Annotated in this window: 15 protein-coding genes and 3 pseudogenes; 7 read left to right on the plus strand and 11 right to left on the minus strand. The window is 38.4% G+C overall.

Annotation, left to right across the window (positions count from 1 at the left end):
• Positions 1-269: hypothetical protein (locus HEQ36_RS20470; protein ID WP_290708361.1), on the minus strand; the 269-nt coding region annotated here is incomplete at its 3' end.
• Between the two features lie 119 nt (positions 270-388).
• Between HEQ36_RS20470 and HEQ36_RS20475 the strand changes: the two genes are divergently transcribed.
• The gene (locus HEQ36_RS20475) at positions 389-4,015 is read left to right on the plus strand and encodes a hybrid sensor histidine kinase/response regulator (RefSeq protein ID WP_053539051.1); all 3,627 of its coding nucleotides are present in this window, start codon (positions 389-391) and stop codon (positions 4,013-4,015) included.
• 297 nt (positions 4,016-4,312) lie between these two features.
• A complete protein-coding gene (locus HEQ36_RS20480; protein ID WP_168636010.1) occupies positions 4,313-5,662 on the plus strand; it encodes a PrsW family glutamic-type intramembrane protease in 1,350 nt (449 codons plus the stop codon).
• A gap of 153 nt (positions 5,663-5,815) precedes the next feature.
• On the opposite strand, the gene HEQ36_RS20485 is transcribed toward HEQ36_RS20480, so the two are convergent.
• The 5 genes from HEQ36_RS20485 to HEQ36_RS20505 all read right to left on the minus strand — a co-directional run bounded on the left by HEQ36_RS20485 (position 5,816) and on the right by HEQ36_RS20505 (position 12,454).
• A complete protein-coding gene (locus tag HEQ36_RS20485; RefSeq protein ID WP_168636011.1) occupies positions 5,816-6,451 on the minus strand; it encodes a hypothetical protein in 636 nt (211 codons plus the stop codon).
• Positions 6,452-6,544: 93 nt separating this feature from the next.
• Positions 6,545-8,167: a CHAT domain-containing protein gene (locus tag HEQ36_RS20490; RefSeq protein WP_168636012.1), complete on the minus strand. Its 1,623-nt coding sequence runs from the start codon at positions 8,165-8,167 to the stop codon at positions 6,545-6,547.
• Positions 8,168-8,391: 224 nt separating this feature from the next.
• Positions 8,392-10,560 carry a PP2C family serine/threonine-protein phosphatase gene (locus HEQ36_RS20495; RefSeq protein ID WP_168636013.1) on the minus strand — a complete coding sequence of 723 codons (2,169 nt, stop codon included), beginning with the start codon at positions 10,558-10,560 and terminating at the stop codon, positions 8,392-8,394.
• A gap of 214 nt (positions 10,561-10,774) precedes the next feature.
• Positions 10,775-11,131 (minus strand): NAD(P)H-quinone oxidoreductase subunit M, encoded by a 357-nt coding sequence (locus tag HEQ36_RS20500; protein ID WP_027400788.1) that lies wholly within the window; start codon positions 11,129-11,131, stop codon positions 10,775-10,777.
• A 141-nt stretch (positions 11,132-11,272) separates the two neighbouring features.
• Positions 11,273-12,454 (minus strand): RNA-guided endonuclease TnpB family protein, encoded by a 1,182-nt coding sequence (locus tag HEQ36_RS20505; protein WP_081424202.1) that lies wholly within the window; start codon positions 12,452-12,454, stop codon positions 11,273-11,275.
• Positions 12,455-12,488: 34 nt separating this feature from the next.
• Here HEQ36_RS20505 and HEQ36_RS20510 point away from each other — a divergent pair.
• Positions 12,489-12,617 (plus strand): annotated as a pseudogene (locus tag HEQ36_RS20510) (transposase); the annotation flags it as partial.
• Between the two features lie 837 nt (positions 12,618-13,454).
• Positions 13,455-13,535 (plus strand): annotated as a pseudogene (locus HEQ36_RS20515) (Npun_R1517 family heterocyst differentiation transcriptional regulator); the annotation flags it as partial.
• Positions 13,536-13,799: 264 nt separating this feature from the next.
• On the opposite strand, the gene HEQ36_RS20520 reads toward HEQ36_RS20515, so the two are convergent.
• Positions 13,800-14,495, minus strand: a complete 696-nt coding sequence (locus tag HEQ36_RS20520; protein ID WP_053539047.1) for a response regulator transcription factor — start codon at positions 14,493-14,495, stop codon at positions 13,800-13,802.
• A 220-nt stretch (positions 14,496-14,715) separates the two neighbouring features.
• Here HEQ36_RS20520 and cobA point away from each other — a divergent pair.
• From cobA to coaE, 3 genes and pseudogenes are all read left to right on the plus strand, one after another.
• A pseudogene (cobA, locus tag HEQ36_RS20525) lies at positions 14,716-15,432 on the plus strand (uroporphyrinogen-III C-methyltransferase); the annotation flags it as partial.
• A gap of 145 nt (positions 15,433-15,577) precedes the next feature.
• Positions 15,578-16,384, plus strand: coding sequence for a uroporphyrinogen-III synthase (locus HEQ36_RS20530; protein WP_205748514.1), 807 nt, complete (start codon positions 15,578-15,580; stop codon positions 16,382-16,384).
• 159 nt (positions 16,385-16,543) lie between these two features.
• Positions 16,544-17,143, plus strand: coding sequence for a dephospho-CoA kinase (coaE, locus tag HEQ36_RS20535; protein WP_053539045.1), 600 nt, complete (start codon positions 16,544-16,546; stop codon positions 17,141-17,143).
• 81 nt (positions 17,144-17,224) lie between these two features.
• Here the strand turns inward: coaE and HEQ36_RS20540 are convergent, their stop codons facing one another.
• The 4 genes from HEQ36_RS20540 to HEQ36_RS20555 all read right to left on the minus strand — a co-directional run bounded on the left by HEQ36_RS20540 (position 17,225) and on the right by HEQ36_RS20555 (position 19,498).
• Positions 17,225-18,424: a PD-(D/E)XK nuclease family protein gene (locus HEQ36_RS20540; protein ID WP_168636015.1), complete on the minus strand. Its 1,200-nt coding sequence runs from the start codon at positions 18,422-18,424 to the stop codon at positions 17,225-17,227.
• Between the two features lie 69 nt (positions 18,425-18,493).
• Positions 18,494-18,976, minus strand: coding sequence for a DUF3368 domain-containing protein (locus tag HEQ36_RS20545; protein WP_168636016.1), 483 nt, complete (start codon positions 18,974-18,976; stop codon positions 18,494-18,496).
• A complete protein-coding gene (locus tag HEQ36_RS20550; protein ID WP_168636017.1) occupies positions 18,973-19,218 on the minus strand; it encodes a UPF0175 family protein in 246 nt (81 codons plus the stop codon). The genes HEQ36_RS20545 and HEQ36_RS20550 overlap by 4 nt, the downstream gene beginning before the upstream one ends.
• A gap of 55 nt (positions 19,219-19,273) precedes the next feature.
• Complete coding sequence (locus tag HEQ36_RS20555) at positions 19,274-19,498, minus strand: hypothetical protein (RefSeq protein ID WP_168636018.1); 225 nt, start codon at positions 19,496-19,498, stop codon at positions 19,274-19,276.
• Between the last annotated feature and the right edge of the window lie 46 nt (positions 19,499-19,544).

The raw sequence follows: 19,544 nt of genomic DNA on the forward strand, positions 1-19,544 counted from the left end.
TAGGGGGAGTAGGGGGAGTAGGGGGAGTAGGGGGAGTAGGGGAGTAGGGGGAGTAGGGGGAGTAGGGGGAGTAGGGGGAGTAGGGGGAGTAGGGAAGTAGGGGAGAAATTTCTTTCTTCCTCGTGAACTCGTGAACTCGTGAACTCGTGAACTCCTGAACTTCTGAACTTCTGAACTTCTGAACTTCTGAACTCGTGAACTCGTGAACTCCTGAACTTCTGAACTCCTGAACTCGTGAACTCCTGATAGCGCAGCGTGGCGTTAGCCATACTCCTGAACTCGTGAACTCCTGATAGCGCAGCGTGGGGTTAGCCATACTCCTGAATGGGCGCAGGCCCTGCGCCCCTACCTGCTGAACTCCTCGATTTAAAATCTAAAATCAAAAATTATGATTACAGATCAAGCAATTCGTGAACAAGGCTATGCCTATTTTTTGGGCGAAGCACCGGAATTATTGCAAACTATTGAACAGGATTTATATACTTTAGTTGAAAATTCTAGCACAGCTAAAATACATAATCTAATGCGGGCAACCCATACAATTAAGGGTGGGGCAGCAAATGTTGGACTCGATACCATCATGACAATTGCCCATTCTTTAGAAGATATATTTAAGGCTTTATATAATCCTAATGTTGTTATTGATAGTGAATTACAAACTTTACTTGTTGAAGGTTATGAATGTCTACAATTAGCAGTGACGGCAGAAGTTACTAGCAGTAACATCAATGCTGATGAACTTTTGAACCGAGCTACTACAGTATTTATTCAAATCCAAGAAAAGTTAGGTGATGCTTTCGGAGCAGAAACTCATGTGCCGACATCGGAAGAGTTAGGATTTGATATTGTTAAATCTATTTTTGAAGTAGGAGTAAAACAACGTCTAGATATTCTGAATCAGGCTCTTACTAATCCACCAGATAATACTGAATTTTGTGAATTACTCCACTCTCAAAGTGAAGTATTTATTGGCTTGGCAGAATCTTTGAATCTACCAGGATTGGAAAAATTGGCACGCACAATTATGGCGGTTTTAGATGCAAATCCCCAAAAGGTGCGAGAAATTGCTAAAATCGCTTTCACTGATTTAAAAGCAGCACAAATAGCTGTTTTAGGGGGCGATCGCACTTCTGGAGGTTCAGCATCTTTAGAATTGCAAGCGCTGGTAAATACGACAAATGATGATTTATTTCCTGTAATCACAACCAGTTCTTTGGCAACAATCCCAAAATCTGAGTCATATCTGGGATCTATTCACCAATCTTTTGCTGATACATTTTTTAATAATACAACAGAATTTTATCACTTTTTAACTACTCTTAGCAATGGGAATAATCAACCTTTAAAACCAGTTCACGCCAAGGTTTATTTAAAAACTATTCGCTATATTTTTGGCTGGTTTAATCAGTACAGAGAAATACCAGAATCAGAGTTAAATCTATCTTTATTAATTCCTTCATCTAGTCAGAAATATCCCGTCAATTATTTAGAACATTGGCTAGAACAATTTCTTTACTTTATAGAAAAAGTAGGGGATAGCAAATCTTTATGTCTCCATCGTCGTGGTGTAATTTTAATTATTATTTTAGCCATTGCTAAATTCCAATATACTGTTGAGCAAAATAATAGTGCCATTCCCATTATCAAAAAATTAAGGCAGCAAATTCGTGAATTAGGCAAAGAATATAAAAATTATCCACCAGTCACAGAAGCCGAAAAAAACTGGCTAGATCATCCTAAATTACAAGATTTGCTAGTAATCAAAGAAATAGTTCCTTCTTCATTACTCGAAGAAAATAATAGCCTTCTGGAATCAATATGGGGAGGAGAATCTATTTTAGAGCCAGATAATATACTCGCAATGCCAATCATAGAAACAACAGAAGGCGTTCAAGATGATATTTATTTAGAAAGTGTGACATCATCAGCAGTTAGTGAAGAGGTAGTCACAAACTATGATACAAAAATTAATCAGCAATTAGAAGAAAAAACTACTGATGCAGTTACTAGAAACTCTCGACAATCTTCCTTTGTCCGTGTTGATGTGGAAGGACTACAACGCCTGAATTACATAACAGGTGAATTACTAATTTCTCAAAAAAGACGGACTTTATATGATGACCAAGTTATAGAATTAATTGATAGATTAAGTCAGCAACTTCACCAACACCAATTAACTTTATATCAATTACGAGATTTGCCATTACAAGGAAATAATGTCTCATCTCATCATACCCAGTCCCTGAGTTCAGTAAATTTTGATTCCTTAGAAATGGATGTATATTCAGAGTTTCAGTTAACACTGCATTCAGCAATGGAAGAAACCTTGCAAATACAAGAAACTTCCGAATCCCTAGAATTACTGATGAAACAAGCTGCTCAAATTGGGGAGAAACAACAAACCTTAACCTTAAATATTATAGATAACTTGGTAGAAGCGAGAATGTTACCTTTAGGAACTATCCTCAGTCGCTTTCCGCAAATGGTGCAGAATCTAGCCAATGTTTATGGAAAACAGGTAGAATTAAAACTAACTGGTACAGATGTTCTAGTTGATAAAGCGATCGCCGAAAAACTCTATGATCCCCTTTTGCAACTGGCACGCAACTCTTTTGATCATGGGATTGAATCTCCAGAAATTCGCCGAGAAAGAGGCAAATCAGCACAGGGTATCATTGAGATTTTTGCCTATAATCAAGGTAGTCAAACTGTTATTGAAATCCATGATGATGGACAAGGATTAAACTTAGAAAAAGTTCGTAGCAGAGCCATAGAACTTAATCTAATTCCCCATGATAATAGTGGAGATTATGTTCATCGCCTCACCGAATCTGAATTAATAGAGATGATGTTTGCTCCGGGATTTTCTACAGCCGGGAAAGTTAGTGAAATCTCTGGACGCGGGATGGGTTTAGATATTGTTCGTACCCAAATACAATTACTTAACGGCTCAATTTCTGTGCAATCATCACCTCAGCAGGGAACAACATTTATTCTTAAAATTCCTTTCTCTATGACTACAGATAAACTCATGTTAGTTCAAGCAGGTGGTGTTATTTACGCTTTACTACAAGATAGTATTGAAAAAATAGTTATTCCCTCTGCTCAACAAATCAAAGAATTTGAAGGCAAACAGTTTTTACATTGGCGGACAGATGAAGATGAATTGATGGTCAATATCCAAAAACTGGCGGGGTTAATGTACTATAATGGCGCAGTTTTGAGTACAAATAATCTGCAAAATTTCCCAGATAATTCAGAAGCAGGAATGGTGAAAAATCCCATCATTTTATTGCGTCGCCATCATGGTATGGTAGGCATAGAAGTTGATCAAATTATTGGAGAACAAGAATTAGTAATTAGGCCGTTAGGAAGTTCCATTACCCCACCAAAATATGTTTATGGTTGCAGTAGTTTGGCTAATGGTAACTTGATCTTAATTATTGATGGGACGCTGCTTATTGATACTAAAGAAATGCAAGCTACATTGGATGTCATGTCGCTCCCGATGGCACCCGCAGCAAATCAACAAGCTTTACCAGAGACAGTTGCCACTCACACCCACAAACAGTTAACCGCTAATGTGTCAGGAAATAGCCAATCACCAAAAGTAATTTTAGTGGTAGATGATGCTATTAGTCTGCGGCAAACTCTCTGTCTCACTTTACAAAAATCAGGATATCAAGTATTACAAGCTCAAAATGGTATGGAGGCTTTAGAACAACTACATCTACATCCAGAAATTGAAGTAATTATCTCTGATTTAGAAATGCCAAGAATGAACGGATTTGAATTGTTAAGCCATATCCGTCAAAACCCAGATTTTGCTAAAAAACCAGTTATTGTTCTCACCTCTCGTAGCGCAGATAAACATCGTCAGTTAGCTTATGAATTGGGGGCAAATTCTTATTTAACTAAGCCTTACTTGGAGCATGAATTTCTCGCTACCGTTGAGATTTTAGCTAATGGGAATAACGAGGATTCAAGCCAGGGATTAATAGCAGCAGGTAAATAAGTAATGGGACAGAATTAATTACACAATTGATTTTTCTGTTCCCTGTTCCCTGCGATGCACTGAGCTTGTCGAAGTGTTCCCTGTTCCCTCTCTCAACGAGTGAATTTAATTTTGTCCGACTACTTATGGAGAATTTTCTGCAATTTTGTATTTTGAATAAGGATAACAGCTAGTGAAGCTATGGTATATTTAGGGGTGGTGCAGCCCTGAATATGGCTAAAATTAGGTCTACTACTATAAAATCTGATAGGGTATGGCATAAGCCGGAGAATTTGTTTAGACACACTCACTAACTCGATGACAGGCAAAAACGCAAGACAGAATGCATTTCTGCGGTTGGTGTCCAGTAAGGTCGAAGTTTCCGAGTCAGCATCTCGCTACTTGTTGCTTCCTGGTAAAGAAATGGTAATTGGACGTGACCCCATCTGCCAAATTGTCTTGGATGCCGTAATATACCGAATGGTATCTCGTCGTCATGCGGTAGTTCGTCCCGTTTCTTTAACGACCTATAGCGGCTATAGCTGGGTAATTTGTGATTTAAATAGTGCCAATGGCACTTTTTTAAATGGAGAACCCTTGAAAGGATGTCAAGAATTACATTTGGGCGATCGCATTTCCCTGGGTGCTGATGGACCACAATTTATTTTTGAGTACGAAGTTGTTGCTCAAAAAACAATGATCAATGTCAGTAAAGCGACAGTATTATCATCTGTTAATTATCAACATCTGTCATCAAAGCAAGATTCTGTAAGCTTCACACAATTATTTCCTATTATCTCTACTGGTAAGGATCTCACTCGCAAAGCCTACCTGATTCCAGGAATCTTAACAGTAGTTTTCGTGGTATTAATGTTTGCTACGGTAGGTCATCCCCAAGCCAATCAAGTAATTGTGGGGTCTTACATCGCTTTTGCTGCTTACTATTTTGTTTATCAATTGTGTGGTAAATCTAAGCCTTGGTGGGTACTCATGGCTACGGCACTGAGTACAATCTTAATTTTATTGAGTCCTCTCTTAGATTTATTTATCAAAGTCTTCCGAAATATCTTACCTGGGACGTTGGATGCGACATCTCCAGATGGGATTACCTTCACCGAATTATTAGTACGGATGTTTTTTGGTGCAGGGTTAATGGAGGAACTCCTGAAAATACTACCAGTATTAGGAGCATATTGGATTGGCAAGTCCCTCCGATCGCCCTGGCGAGAACGGATTGGGGTTTGGGAACCGCTGGATGGTATTCTCTTGGGTACAGCTTCCGCTGTGGGGTTTACTTTACTAGAAACTCTTGGTCAATATGTACCCTTAATTTCCCAAAATTCTGGTCAATCAGTCGGTTTACAGCTACTTATTCCCCGCATTTTAGGTTCTGTGGCCGGACACATGGCTTACAGTGGCTATTTAGGCTATTTTGTGGGTTTAGCGGTGTTAAAACCCCTCAAAGGCAAGCAAATTCTCACGGTGGGTTATTTGAGCGCTTCTGCACTCCACGCTTTATGGAATGCGACGGGTTCTATTAATGCTTTGTTTTTGGTAGTAGTTGGCGTTTTATCTTATGCCTTTCTGATGGCGGCAATTCTGAAAGCACGGGTATTGTCACCTACAAGATCAGAGAACTTTGCTACTCGGTTTCTTGATCCAAAGTAAGTAAGAGGCAGGGAGTAGGGGAGTAGGGGAGTAGGGGAGTAGGGGGAGTAGGGGGAGTGGGGGAGTAGGGGGAGTGGGGGAGTGGGGGAGTAGGGGAGTAGGGGGCGAGAGGTGATAAATTAGCTAATCTCTGGACTTGAGGCAGAGTAAAAATTAGGGTTGAGAATCGGGTTTTGAGCGATGTTGGAGGGCATAATCAGCGATCGCTAAGGTAATTTTTGCTTGTTCTATTTCTGATAAATTTGCCCAATCCCGCTCTTCAAAATCTCTAATTAGTGATGTCAATGTATGTGGTTCACTACTTCGCATTGCGTAAGCAAAAGGACGAGCTAAAACCAGCAGATCATCTACTTCCCAACTAGGTAGTAAAGCTTGGACACATTCCACTAATTTCTCACTAGCTGATTGTTCAAGAATAGAAACTTCAGTAGCTTTTTGAGCGATTGCAGTGAGTAAACCTCTAGGAATAACTGAAAAAGCGTTCTGCAAAACTTCCTGAAGATAATTAACGGTATTTTTGCTACTGTTATTTTCAAGAACAGCAACTTGATCCCAAATTGTATCTAGATTTTGATAAAAATTATCGGTACTTGTACTCAGTTCTAAATCTGAAAAATCTTGCAACCCAAACTGTAGTTCTAGGTTATGAAAATAAGCTTCTGAAGATTCATCAGCTAAATTCCAGGGATAAGCAGCATCTTCAGTTTCTAACAGTGCTTCTATAAATTCTAAATCTACATTTGATGGGGCAATATTTAAGATATTTAAATCATTAATGTGGTTTTTCATTTTCTTCTCACTATTAATTTATAGGTTCTATTGACAGCTACAATCTCAAAAATTGAATTTCCGCAAAATACAGCAGTCATGATCAACTGGTTTTTACTCCTGACTTTTGGGCGCAGGCCCTGCGCCCCTACTGATGGAATCCTCCCGAATAAATTCCCAAATTTCACCTTTAGAACTCCCAAACATTAACTGCATTCCTGATGTTAAAGGTACTTCTTCCCGGAGGATTTGTTGCCAACCATTAGGGCTTAAATACCAGGTTGTCCCATAGGTAGACAAATCCTGTAGGTAATAAGTGGTCATGGATGTATTTTCTTTGAGAGTCTTCCGACATAAAATTTCTGCGTGGTGTCTGGAAATATAAATTTCGGGGATGATAATATCATTCTCTTTTGTGCGACCGATGCGGGTAACTCCAGAACGTAATAACCAAATTTTGCCTCCTGGTGTGAGCGATCGCAAATAAGCTGTATTAATGGGGGTAACTAGGTCAGAAATCGCCGTATTGGGTAGTTCTGTGACTCCTTCGTCTACATTTTTAATCAGTTCTCCATCAAAATCAGGATGGAGGTAGAGAACTGGTAATGTCCAAGCTGGTTGATTAAATTTATACAGTGTCAATAGTTCTTGTCTAGCAGTTGCCACTGCTTCATCAATTAATTTACGCGATCGCAAACTGGAAGCAAAAGTTTGAATAAAACTATGACTTTCTACATCAGCAATTTCATCACGCATCCCCAATACTGCTGGCACACCATGACGAATCAACACCTCAGCCAAACTACTAGCCGGAATAGCCTGGTGATTAACTGCTGCTGGTTGCGCTCCCCAACAGGCGTTAAAAACTGCCAACTTTATGCCTGTTCGCGTTAAAATCTGAGCTAATTCTATGCCATTAATTTTGAGTTCATTTCCTAAAAATAATGAGCCTCCATCTGGATCTGGTAATCCGTGACCAGCATAAAAAAACACATTATGAACTTTAGTTTCTAACTCCTGAATTAATTCTGCCTTTGTCGGTTGAATCAGGGTTTTTACTGTACAAGGTGCGTATCCAGCGGCAGTTTTGCCCCCAGGATGACCTTCTAACAATGTCTTTTTTAGTAAAGACGCTTCCTGATCTAGTTGTAATTTATGATTATGTCCTAACACCAGCAGAATATTTACCGCCCGGTCAGTCCGCAATTCTGGTAATGGTTCAACTGCGCTGATGGTACGACTAAATAAAACATCTTGGGAAAGAGATATGGCGGATTGTCCAACTTCCCGCTGCATAATTTCCCAGGGGAGGGCAATTAGATCAGGATCACGAATTTCTAACCGAAAGCGTAATTGAGTCTTTTGACCCATAGCCATACCCCGACTCCGTTCCCAACTATTCAGAATCGCCCCATCAAATATCCATCCCCAGAGATTGATACCCAAGGATTGCATCAGACGACTACTATAGGGACTTGTCCTTTGACCTTCAGCGGGTGAAATTACAGTTAATGGCAAGGTATTAACTGATGAAGAAATTGAATAGGAAGGAATATCTAGGGGACTATGACTAGCAAACATTTGTTGCCATTCTTGCCAAACTTGATTAAGTTCAGGGGAGAAAACACAATCACGGAGAACATAGCCACTGGGATATGGTGCTTTGACTACCCAAATAGCGAAGTGATCTGTGCTAGTATTTACTAGGCGGGCGATCGCTATACTCGCCGAAAGCATTGCCAAATTCGGGCTGGACATGGATTGGTAGAAACTAAACGTTCAAAACACAGATACAGATATTTTAGGCAGAAGTAGCGAATTTAGTCAGTTGTCAGTTGTTATTTTTCCCCCGACTCCCTCCACTCCCTCCACTCCCTCCACTCCCCCCACTCCCTCCACTCCCCCCACTCCCCCCACTCCCCCCACTCCCCCTACTCCCCCTACTTCCCGCTCCCTGTTCCCTATTCACAAATACTAGATTGATCTGATTGTAAAATAGAGATGTCTTTAGCTAAAGCTTGCAGTTCGGAAAAGTTAAGTTGGACTCTTTTAAGCGTTTCTGGTGCAGGATTAGATTTTTGACAAACACGCAAACTTACATCTGGATTATTTCCATCATTAGGATTAGGTTTTTTATCTATAACTTGGAAAAAACTTTTAGCAGGGAAAGTTTGCTTATTTAAGGTTATGGGACTATTAGCTTGAATCACCCAATTAGGAGAGAGATTTTGTAAAGTTCTTTGTGCCGTCAAAGTTGGTTGTTGACTAGAAAATGGAGACGGAGAAGAAATTATTATTGTTGGTGACTTAATTTGGAGTTTAAACCAATATCCCAGCAAACCAGATGATAACGTTAACCCTAAGAGAATAAACAACTGTAATGGTAATTGGGAAAGTTTAGCAGTCTTGCGTTCAGAAATAACTTGAGTTTTTGGATTATTAATAAAACTCTGCCCATTGGCTGTATCATCACCGGCTGAGTATAATTCTGTGTCAGGTAAAAGATGAGAAATATCCGCTGTAATTATCGTCTCTGGTTCAGAGTATTCAACATGATAATGTACTAAGGCAATAGTGGCATTATCATGTCCATTTTTAGTATTAGCAATTTCTATTAATCTTTGGGCAACATCTTCTATACTTGTTTTTCCAGAGAGAAGAGGTAATATTTCAGTTTCCCAAGATTCTTCCACTCTATCAAAATCACTCAGACCATCGGAAGTGAGTAAGAAAACAGCATCTTCATCAACAATAAAGCGTTGAGATGTGGGGTGTAGCGAGGTACTTTTACTCATTCCCAATGCCTGAACCAATGAACCAGAACCCCTGTGTTCTAAAGCTTCCCTGTAAAGAGCATAGCCTAAACGGACCTCGCGGGACGCGACATCATCATCTAAGGTAACTTGATGACAACCATGATGAGTAATCCAATAGGCACGACTATCACCGACATGGGCAATATATATTTCATGGGCAATAGGTAAAGCCATGACAATAGTTGTTCCCATGCGTTGTCGCCCTTGACGATGTTCGTTATCGTTACGCTGGCTGATTTTGTCATTAGCTTTGGCTACTGTCCGTTCTAGGTCCAAAAGTAGTAAGGATGGATCTATGTTGTCGGTGGGAACTGAAGTCAGTTCTTTGACTTGTTTATAAATAGTTTCAATTGCGAGGTTGGAAGCCACGTTACCGCCTTCATGTCCACCAATACCATCACAAACAATAGCTAGGGTGTTCTCCTGCGGTGATTTAGTGATTAAAGTGTCCCCAGCGGGGTAACAAGCATCTTCGTTACGGGGGCGGCTCGGTCCTGGGTCTGTTTTAGTGTAGATTTTAATTGTAGCTGTTTGAGATTTTGCTAATTGGCTCAATCCCTGATCTAAAATTTTAATTAATTGACTCGATGAGTTAATTTCTCCTTTAATTAACCAATCACATACTTGCTGCACAAATGGAGCAATATTTGGTTTAGTAGTTGGGATCAGTTGCTGCCAAAATTCTCCTAATTGGCATAATGTCGGCGAGTTTTTGTCATCGAACCGTAATTCTAATAAGCGAATTAGTACCCCTTCTACTCTTAATACAGAATTATCTAAGAGGCTAGATGCTACGCCTTCAATGACTAGGGGCTGCCACAGATTAGCTAATTGCCACAGCCAATGAATTTGACGCATTGATGAGGCTTGACTCCAAGAATCGTCTAAGCTTTGACATAGACTGACTTGAGTAATGCTTGCATTAACTATTAATGGTGGTTTTTCTAATAGTAGTATTTCTGTTTTGGTCTGCCCATTACTTAAATTGAGGACTCCATAAACTTGTGGGATGTGGAGACGATGGGTAATTAGTTTGAGGTAGGGTCTAATTTTTTCTAAATTATCTAATTCAGGTATTTCGGGCAATAAACCAGGTTTGATATCTAAAAGTATGGATTTATTAATGACTAAATAGCGAGCGCCCGCATCGCTTAAAATAGAGCCAGGATGACAGTGGCTAAAATCACTGCCCACAGCCCAGAGATAACGCTTCGGCAAGGGAGTGGAACACTGCTGGCAAAATTTGTGGGTGAGGGGATTAGCCGATTGACAATATTCATTTGGGCAGCAGAGCGTTACCGCATCATTTTCCATAGTTTTCCCACCGATTCTGCAATTAGCATTTTCTTCAACAGTATTTGGTAGCTATAGTTACTACCGCGCATATTTTTAGCAACCCACAGATTCATCATAACTTTTATTGTTATGAGAATATGTAGCGATAGCAGAACTAATTCTCAATCTGTCACTGAAACTTGACATAGCCGGCGAATTATCTTCGCCAGGACTAAGTAAGTATGTACTATATTTATTGATTGCTACTGGTTACTACTTGGGGTAGTCCCATACTGTAGTTAGTAACCCGACTGGAGAGATTATAGCTAATTTCACCTTTTTGGAGGAGCGATCGCAGATAATGCTCCAAATCTGAACCAATCCGGCGTAAGTTATAATCTGTCAGATCCTCGCCACTAGATGCTTCTACCAGTTGATCAAACTGGCGATAAACTTTTTGCAAAGCATCTTCGTTCCAGTTGAACTCGTTGTCTGGATCAATATCTAGTGTCAACACTTGATTACTCGGAATCAGTTCATCTTTGTCCATTTCTGCCGCAAAAATGCGAACATGACGGGTTGTGGACTTGAGCAGTATCAGGTTATCCATAAATTTGGGTGTAAGAATTTAGCTAAATTACACTGCAATTATTTTAACTGCTATGTTCGAGCTTACAGCAGAAATGAATGAGAAATTGACATACTCACCGACCTGAAGGTGCGGTGATTCTTGACGCTTCACTGACTGACGCTAACCGTTGCTAGTCTTACTCTGTCTCTGCGCCCGTTTAGAGTCGTGGCAATGCCCTATCCCGACACTTCGGCTTGGCTCAGTGCAAGCTTTATTTATATTTTTTGCGGCGTTCTCGTCTCGGTCGTGTTCAGTCCCACAATTCAGGCACTTAACCGACCGAATTTTTAGATCAAGTTTCCCCCATTTGTAGCCACATTCAGAGCAAATTTGGCTGGTCGGTTCCCATCTATTAATGACGTGAAATGTCCTGCCAAACTTCTGTGATTTAGCTTCACATAACGTCCGAAACTCTCTCCATCCCTGAAGACTAATCGCCCTAGCAAGTTTGCGATTTTTAACCATGCCCGATACATTCAAATCTTCTAAAACGATAACTTCATTTTCGCCAACTATTTTGGAGGATAATTTGTGCAAAAAGTCTTTTCTGGTATCAGCTATTTCGTTATGTAGTTTTGCAATTTGAATTCGGGTCTTATTTCTTCGTTGTGAGTCTTTTGGTTGCCGTGCTAATTTCTTCTGAAGTTTGCGAATCTTCCTGTCTAATTTTGAGTAATCGGGGCTTTGGGCTTTTTCTCCATTGCTCATGACAGCAAAAGTTTTTATCCCCAAATCAATACCGATACTTTGGTTTTTAGCATCAATATTAACGGGTTCAACTTCTACTACAAAACTGAGAAAATAACGGTTAGCACAATCCTTTATTACTGTTACAGAGCTAGGAGCGGAGGGTAAATCTCTTGACCAAATCGGGCTAACGTTACCAATTTTGGCTAGATAAACCTCATCCCCTTTGATTGAAAACCCACCGATTCTAAATCGTGCTGACTGCTGATTAGTCTTCTTTTTGAACTTAGGACGACCTAATTTTTTACCTTTGCGTTTCCCTTTTAGCGAATCAAAAAAGTTTTTATAGGCAACTCCCAAATCTGCAACCGATTGTTGCAAAGGAATATTAGAAACATCAGACAACCATTGCCGCTCAATAGTTTTTTTTGCTTGAGTAATAACCAACTTTTGCAAGTCGTTGTTACTTGGTAGTTTTTCTGCTTGTTTACAAATAGCCAGTGCATCATTCCAAACCACGCGAACACAACCAAACAATTGAGCTAAAAGCTTTTGCTGTTGGTCTGTAGGGTAGAAACGGAATTGATATCTGGCTTTCATGGTTAATGCTATCATTGGGCTGTAAATTAATTATATATTGGTCTGCACTGGACAAGCCGGATATAAAAAACCCCACAAAGAATCTCTATGGAGTCCCAGCTATTTTGCCACTTCAGTCGGTGGTGCGCCACTAGAAATATTAAAAGAGTATATTAAGAATCAAGAAAAGCCGTCCTAGAAGGACGGGGCTTGTGTCCCGTCATTTCGGTCACTCTCATCAGGATGTAGGGGCGCAGGGACTGCGGGACTGCGCCCAGGAGTCACTGAGTCAGGAAAAAAGGAATGGAAGGAGAAAGAGGCAAGAGGCAAGAGGCAAGAGTAAAGAGGTTTTCAGCGATTTTACGTTTCTTTACACAGTTTGGTTTTATTGTGTTCACCTAGTAGTTCGTCAAATTTATTTTGACGGGTAATGATCGGAAAAAACTTCTGTTCTTCCCTCCCCTACCCCCCCTACCTCCCCTACCCCCCCTACCTCCCCCACCTCCCCTACCTCCCCCACCTCCCCTACCTCCCCTACCCCCCTACCCCTCTTCTCCCCCTACCTCCCCTGCTTGCCTTCACCCGCCATTTTCGGGTTGAAAACCAGTTACTTGCCCTCTGTTGCAATTGAGAAGTTAACTTGGCCTCATGGATGTGATTATTCACAAAAAATTTTCTAATTTTTTTACTGATTCTGGTTTTTTCTCATGTAAATATACTCAACTTCTAGCGACTTTAGTGAATTTTCCTACAATTATGAATTGCATTTATCAAAGGAGTATCTTCAGTAAAAATGCTTAAGTATTATCAGGTAATAAAAGTAAAAAAAATAATATTTCTTGACGTTTTTAACAAGTTGATGTAAAAACCTTTATCAAGGGCTAATCAACTATTTACAAAAACTTCATGGTATGACATCTTGAAAATCGAATAATAGTTTATGGCTAAGATATGCCATAACTAGTAAAGAAACATCGAAAAATAGTAAAATCTAACTGAAAAAAGACAGGGGGAGTAAAATAGAATGCCAGTTTTGGAGATTTCAGAGTTTAAAGCCTCTCCACAAATGCGCCGTCAACTGATGCGGTTACGCAATTTCGCTGATACCGTACAATAGTATTCAGCTTAGTTATTTGTGATAGCCTGTCTAATTTAGGGGTTTCAGGATTAAGTGTTAAAAGTCTGCCTCTACCTATTTTCCCAAATAGTAAGCTTGCTTGTAAACGTAAAAATACGTCTACAATATTTGTGTCTTCGTACTAGCAAGCTATGAAAATTAGTAGTAAAATATGCAACATTATGTTACTATTTCGGCAGCAAATTTATCTAGGTGCATTTTACCATTTTCTTACCAAGTAACTCTCATCACTAAAGGATTAGTTCACTTAGCTAGACCATGTTCTAGCGCAAAACGAACTAACTCCGTGCGGCTATTAGTACCAGTTTTACTAAATAAACGGCTGACATATTTTTCGACATTGCGGACGCTTGTTTCTAGGCGACGGGCAATTTCTTTATTCATTAATCCTTCCGCTACCAAATTTAAAACACTTTGCTCTCTAGGAGTCAAATCTATTTTAAACGGGGCTGGCGTTTGGGATATGGCACTCCGATGAGTTAATAGTATTCTAATTTGAGCGATTTGATTAGCCAAATCGGCAAGATTTGGGGTGTCGCCGTCTTCTCCGGTAGTGGGAGATTGGGCGCTGCGACGCGCTAGTAAGTTTTCAACTATGGCAACTAATTCATCAGGATCGAATGGTTTAGGTAAATACGCATCAACACCTGCATGATAGCCTTGAATGCGATCGCCTGTCATCCCCTTAGCCGTTAAAAATACCACTGGTAAGGCTTGGAAACGGGGGTCATCTCGCATTTGCTTGAGGAACTGATAGCCATCCACCTGGGGCATCATAATATCAGAAATGACCAAATCAGCGGTGTTCTCTTGCATCCAGTTCCAACCTTCACAGGCATTACTGGCAGTTTGAACCCTAAAACCGCTTTCTTGTAAATATTCTTTGACGGCTTCCCGTAATCCCGGTTCGTCATCTACCAGTAACAATTGTGCTGACATTGAAAATTCCTATAAGTGTACCTGGATCTAATCTAGCGAAATTTGGTGAGTCTTGACTACTAGGGCAGAGGAAATCCATTAATTCATCCGTCTTTATCTGCGTTTATCTGCGTTTATCTGCGGTCAATAATTCTTAAAATCTGATTCTATTCTCATCCTAAATTGGTATTATATATCGCATCAAAACCCAATGGTAAATTATTAAAAGTCAACAATAAATATGATTAAAGAAATAGGTAAAGTTTACCTTGTTGGTGCAGGTCCTGGAGATGTAGAATACTTAACCGTTAAAGCCTATCGGCTGTTAGCATCTGCTCAGGTGTTGGTGTACGATGCTTTAGTTGATAGTCAATTATTAGATTGTGTCCCTGTTGATTGCTTAAAAATAGATGTTGGTAAACGTGGAGGTAAACCCAGCACTTCCCAAAATGAAATCAACGATTTATTAGTAAAACATTGTTTAGAAAAGAAACAAGTTATTAGACTAAAATCGGGAGATCCTTTGATATTTGGACGCTGTATTTTAGAAATTGCAGCTTTAAAAAATGCAGGTTGTGAATTTGAAATCATTCCGGGAATTTCTTCCGCATTAGCAGCACCATTATTAGCCGGAATTCCGCTTACAGATAACGTTCTTAGTCGTTGTTTTGCAGTTTGTACAGCCCATGAACCAGAAACTTTAAACTGGGAAGTATTAGCAAGCTTAGAAACCTTAGTAATTTTGATGGGGGGAAAAAATTTACCAGAAATAATCCATCAACTGATAAAATATAGAAAATCTCATTCTACACCGATTGCTATTATCCGTTGGGCTGGAACACCTCGTCAAGAAGTATGGACAGGAGAACTGGGAAATATCCTCGAACAAACCGCCGACTTATCTCTCTCTCCCGCAGTTATAGTTATTGGTGAAGTTGTCCGATTACGCGATTACCTGTAAGGGATTTCCATTTGTAAAATTATAGGTTGGATAGAACAAAGTGAACCCCAACTGAGTCTAGGAAATGTTGGGTTTCATTCTTCAACCCAACCTACAGATACTTCTTGACGCGAAACCTAAAATTATTACTGCAACAAATTGAATGTCAACCGTGAATTACAATCTTTCTCCCCTTGCTGGGAAAACCATTTTAGTTACCCGTTCTGTGGGACAATCGCATCAATTTAGCGATCGCTTAACCTCCGCAGGTGCTAATGTGATAGAAATGCCAGCTTTAGAAATTGGACCCCCTAGCAGTTGGTCAGCTTTAGATCAGGCAATTTTGCATTTATCAACTTTTAATTGGCTAATTCTCACTTCTAGTAATGGTGTAGAATACTTTTTTGAGCGATTAGAAAAATCCGGTCAAGATAAAAATGCTTTATCAGGTGTGAAAATTGCCGTTGTTGGGGAAAAAACCGCCCAAAGTTTACAAAAACAAAATATCCAAGCTGACTTTATTCCTCCTAACTTTGTGGCTGATTCCTTAGTGGAAAACTTTCCCGAATCACTAATAGGTAAAAAGATATTATTTCCCAGAGTTGAAAGTGGTGGAAGAGAAGTATTAGTGAAAGAATTAACAGCCAAAGGTGCAGAAGTAATTGAAGTTCCCGCTTATGAATCTTGCTGTCCTCAAAGTATCCCTCCTGCGGCTGAATATGCCTTAGTTAATAATACTGTAGATATTATTACCTTTGCCAGTTCTAAAACAGTCCTATTTTTCTCGCAATTAACAGCGCATATATTTACCTACAATCCCGAAAATTTAGCCAGAGTTTGCATAGCTTCCATTGGTCCCCAAACTTCAAAAACCTGTCAAACTGTATTTGGGAGAGTAGATATTGAAGCAGAAGAATATACCTTAGAAGGTTTAACAAATGCCATAATTAAATGGACAAATCATAGCTGAATTTTCTAATGACTAATACCAACCTTATGTGAGGTGGCACAGAATCATGAAATCCATTAATTCATCCCTCTTTGTCTGCGTTTATTTGCGTTTATCTGCGTTCAATAAATCTTAAAATCTGATTCTATGAAGATTCATCTTAATTTAGTATTATAACCAATGACTAAAAACTTAATTGGTTTAACTGGTGGAATTGCGACAGGTAAAAGTACAGTTGCTAATTACTTAGCTAAAACTTACAATTTACCGATTTTAGATGCAGATATTTATGCGAGAGATGCAGTATCTGTCGGTTCTCCTATTTTGTCACAAATTGCTGAAAAATATGGTAGAGAAATCATATTAAGTGATGGTAATTTAAATAGAGCCAAATTAGGAGAAATTATTTTTCATCAACCGGAAGAACGTTATTGGGTAGAAAGGGTAATTCATCCTTATGTGAGAAATTGTTTTGATAAAGCTATTAATGAATCATCTGCAAATACTTTAATTTTAGTGATTCCCCTATTATTTGAAGCTAATTTAGAAAATCTAGTTAATCAAATTTGGGTGGTATCTTGTTCTCCACAACAGCAACAACAGCGGTTAATAGAACGGAATAATTTAACAGCGGAACAAGCAGCAGCGAGAATTAATAGTCAATTACCTATTGCGGAAAAAATCGCTCGTGCTGATGTGGTTTTAGATAATTCTGGTAATTTAGAATCACTTTTAAAACAAATAGATAAAGTTTTGTTGCAAAATTCAACATTTTTATAAATAAAATAATTGATATATTCTTGCTTATTGATTGATATTCCATCAATCTCTTTTTTCGCTTGTGTGATATCATTGCACTATTCAATTGTCCTTCAAAATCACCTCTATATTTTCACTGATTATCTTCTCTATAGATACAAAGTCATTTTTAATAAAATCCTCCCAAAAATCCTGAATTTTTTTGAATATATTTTCAATATCACCATCCTCATAATCAATCTTATTTAAAATTTGTCTATTATAAATAGTCATATACTTTCGATTTAGTTTTGTTTTTTTTAAAATTTTTGAATGGTCTTGCTCTTGTAATAAATCAAATATTTTCTGACGAATTTCTTTATCTTCAATGGATCTAAGTTGCACTATCATTATAAGAGAACCAGGAAGATTTTCAATTACAAAACAAATCATTTCTCGACTTCCTGATTTATTTTCCCAGTCTTTAGCTCCAAAACTTATCCATCCCTTGTTCCAAAAATCTGCAAATATTTCGTTAGATTCAATAAGTGGATTTAGTAGTTTCTTAATTTCCACAGCTATTTCTGATTGTAAGTCGGGACGATGCTCAATAATTAAATCAAGAGCTTGTCTATGTTTAAAATAAATTTTGCGGCAAAGTTCTGCAATTTCTGAATCACTCACAATATGTCTCCTAATTAATGTAGAATAATGTGTCATTAATGTGTAAATATCTGCACCAATAGTAGATTTATAACTTTTACAAATACTATCAATTATTTCTACTACTTGAGAATAGCTGTATATTCTCCAATTATTTTCAGATGATAAACTTCCTTCTGGGGTTAAATAAATTAAAATCTTTCTATAATTTTTGTATTCAATATCAATAATGTTCTGATATCTTTCTAACTGGTTTGAATGTTCTCCCGAATCAATTTTATTTTCTATAGCACATATTAATTTATTACGCGGTGAACGGATAAGAATATCAATATTTTGCCACTCACGTCTAATCTCTGAGTCTGTTAAATCAGCTATATCTATATCAACAGGACTAATTTTTGCATTATTTGTATCTGTAGGGTTATCAGTTTCTAAAAGCACTCGCTTCAGAAATCGCTTAAGAAAAATATCATCAAGTCTATGATTTTGAGATGGGTCTAAAAGAAATGCTAAAAAATTTGAATGTCTAATTTCTTGTCTAACTACACCAATAGCTTCAAAAATATTGAATTCAGCTAGTTTTGCTTCTAGTTCTTCTAAATCTTCATTATCAACTATAAAATTTTCTAGTAGTTCTCGTCGTTTGTCTAAAATCAAATTTCACCCCACCCAAATGCTAAAATTTTACCTAAACAGAGATTTATATTATTTTATATCATCCGGTTGCTATTCTCCTGCAACTAATAAAACTTCTGCATACAACTGTTCACGAATCCAGAAGCCATTAGCAATCAAATCATCTAATATCGGTTTTACCAGTGGAATAATCCCTTGTTGTTTAGCTGCTAATACAATACCTAAGATTCCAGTAACCTGTAAACCGGACTTTATTGCTTCATTTCTACCTTTTCGCTCATCAATAATCAGTCTATCAGCATTTAACTCAACAGCAAGAGCGATCGCTTCTGCTTCACCTGGATCTAAAATTGTTTGTAGAGTCTGAACTAGGATAACATTTGTAACTGGCATAACTTCAATCCAATCGAGAGTTTCAAGTGCTAGTGTACCCGGATCTGTACTACCAGAAGCAAGAATTTCCTGATAGACTGCTGGCGGAATAATGACCTTACCATAAAGTTGCTGCAACAAAGTTAATTGTCCAATCGCAGCGAGGTTACTGATAGGTGATGTATTGCTAATAATAATCATCGCCAATTATTAGCTTCTAAACTCTTTACATCTTCCCTAAATTCAGCAATATCATAGTGAATGGGAATTTTTCGACTAGCAAGTAATCGTTGAAATTCAAGTTGATTCATTCCTACAAAATTACTCGCTTGTCCTAAAGTAAACCGTTCTTGTTCAAAGAGCAAAATTGCTATTTCTTGAACTAATTCTTTGTCAGACATTTGAATTGTCTGCAAGACTTCATCTGTAATCACAATACTCATATCTCTATTCTCCTGCTGGGATTTGGCGTTGCTGAATTGATATTCTTTTACATAGTCATACTAACATCGCATTGATGTGAGTGAAAATTCTATCTAACTCTCCAATAGCTTCCAATTCTATAACTTCGTCTGAAGTCAGCAAATCAGCTTTTTTTCTCTCCAAAAGTTCTTCCATTCGCTTCTGGAGTTCATCAGTAAATTTAAATAAATTGAATTTATCTACTTTTTCAACTTTAATTCGACCAAGTAATGTTGAAGGTCTACTAATAGCTGGTATCATAGTTTAACTCCAGTATTGATTTTAATTTCCCTTCTTTCTAAAAAGT

It is taken from the genome of Anabaena sp. 54 (genome assembly GCF_017355725.1).
Classification (GTDB): Bacteria; Cyanobacteriota; Cyanobacteriia; order Cyanobacteriales; family Nostocaceae; genus Dolichospermum; species Dolichospermum heterosporum.